The sequence below is a fragment of the Lacinutrix sp. MEBiC02595 genome (assembly GCF_053601555.1).
Map to the genome: position 1 here is coordinate 1 of NZ_JBSHNU010000136.1, position 2097 is coordinate 2097.

Consider the following 2097-nt stretch of genomic DNA (forward strand, 5'->3'; position numbering starts at 1 on the left):
AAAATCTATCTGCTCTTATTTAACGTTGGAAATTTCTTTTTATTAAGTTTACTACTAATTAGAGCTGCATTTGCTAACAACGTATATAAAAAATTGCTAGATTAGTGCTTAAATAAGGTTGGTTGCGCTTTTACTAACTTCTGATTTTCCTTCGGAAAATCCTCGCTGTTAAAACGCAACTTTCCATATACAAACACGTTGCCAGTAATACGAGAACCAAGAATGATAGTTGATTTTTTAAAGAATATATTTTCCCAAAACCAAGAGAAATCGACCAAAAAAATAATGGACGAATATTCAATGTATTTAACACCTTGGTATTTTAAAGGCTCGGTTCCGAAATTGGGAGAAAATTTAGTTTGGAAAGAAATAAACAAACTTAACGGAGAGAAATTAGCTCTGACCAGTTTAAACTCAAAAAATGACTGTATCGGAATTTTAGATATGTATTGCTACTTAAAACCATTGGAAAATGGACAGTTCCTAATTTGGAAAAGAGGTTCAAGAAAAATTGAACTTTATAACTCTTCTGATTTAAAACCAATCAATACAAAAGGAATTAAATGGACTGAACTCGACAAAACCTATTTATTCAACGCTGAACCAATTGGAACTTTGGAGTATTATTTTGACTTTTATCAAACAGATGTGAAATTTGATTTCCCAAATTCCTTTTCGGAAATAGAAGAAATAATTCAAGTAAATGATTTGGATGGAATGTATGAGGATTATGAACAAAATATGGGAAACACAGCAATTGTTGTATTAAAACCAAAAATAAATCGGATTGAAATTTATCCTCAAGATTGGTTCAATAAAGCTAAAGACATTGATTTCGGATATCAATGGATTACGAGAGCTGCAAGAATTGGAACAAGCGATAATATTAAAATACAAGGAATACGAATTGAAGAATATGTATTGAACGAATCGAAAAGAGGAATAATAAAATAAGTACTACTGGCAACAACGTGTATATTTAATTGCTAGGTTCTTGTCTGTTCGGAAAATCTTTACAGATTTTCTATTCCGTTTTTGTTTACTAAATTAGTAACTTACACACGCAACTAAGCATACACAAACACGTTGGCATTCATATGAAACCACATTCCAAAAGAAAATTTGTAGGTAACATTAAAGTTGATTTTAAGTTCGACGAATTAGACGAAGTGAATGAATATGCGAAAAAATCTAACGAAGTTGACTTTGAGGAATATCCAAAAGTTTTTATGCAATTGGAAGATAAAACCATAATTCAAGGTTTTGTTCACCTGATTAACGGAAAACCATATATGATTCCTGAACCAGAGCCATCAATCCTGTATTTTACAAACGCAGAAGACAAACTGAACGAATTACTAAAGATTCAATCAACTCTTCTCGAATCGAATTTGACAACAAATAATTTCAGCGACCTATCTCACGCTTTTTATAATTTCTTTCAATTGTCATCTGATTATATCATTAATTTATTTACATCAATCGAGGCTTTTAACAACAGTTTAATTCCAGACGATTTTTCAATTAAAATTAAAAGTAAAAATTATAATAAGGAAAGAACACAAAGGTCAATGGACTTTTTGAACAAAATTAAAAAGGCTATACCGCAAATAATGAATAAATCGTTTTTGAAAGACAATCCGAAAAAATATGAATTTCTATTAGAGATAAAGCATTTAAGAGATAATGTTGTGCATACCAAGAATATGCAAAGCGGATTTCCAGCTTCATATCGTGAATTGTATAAAAGCTATCTGAATTTTGACTTTAAAAAATCATACGAAGTCACAAAAGACTATTTTAACTTTTACAAAGAGGATTGGATAGAAAACTGTAATTGTGGAAGATAAATACGAAATGCCAACACCGTATATAATTAATGGCTAGTTTTAGCTTGCTTACGAAAATCTTTGCAGATTTTCTATTCCGTTTTTATTTGCTAAATTAGGTGCTGAAACACGCCACTAATCATATACAAACACGTTATCTATAAGTTACTCACCAACAAAAATTATTGGAAAATCTATAAGTCTGAACTTCCAACAAGGGAATAATGACTCAGATGAATAATGTAATCTGAAAAACGTTACGGATTGG

Annotated in this window: 2 protein-coding genes; both read left to right on the plus strand. The window is 30.4% G+C overall.

Features of this window, described 5'->3' with window-relative positions:
* The first annotated feature begins 285 nt into the window (after positions 1–285).
* Positions 286–954 carry a hypothetical protein gene (locus ACVCZW_RS02065; protein WP_452231522.1) on the plus strand — a complete coding sequence of 223 codons (669 nt, stop codon included), beginning with the start codon at positions 286–288 and terminating at the stop codon, positions 952–954.
* Positions 955–1097: 143 nt separating this feature from the next.
* Positions 1098–1850 (plus strand): hypothetical protein, encoded by a 753-nt coding sequence (locus tag ACVCZW_RS02070; protein ID WP_452231523.1) that lies wholly within the window; start codon positions 1098–1100, stop codon positions 1848–1850.
* Positions 1851–2097: the final 247 nt, after the last annotated feature.

Coding starts and splice junctions, on each gene's coding strand:
- ACVCZW_RS02070 (WP_452231523.1), top strand. CDS start 1,098: ATGAAACCACATTCCAAAAGAAAATTTGTAGGTAACATTAAAGTTGAT.
- ACVCZW_RS02065 (WP_452231522.1), top strand. CDS start 286: ATGGACGAATATTCAATGTATTTAACACCTTGGTATTTTAAAGGCTCG.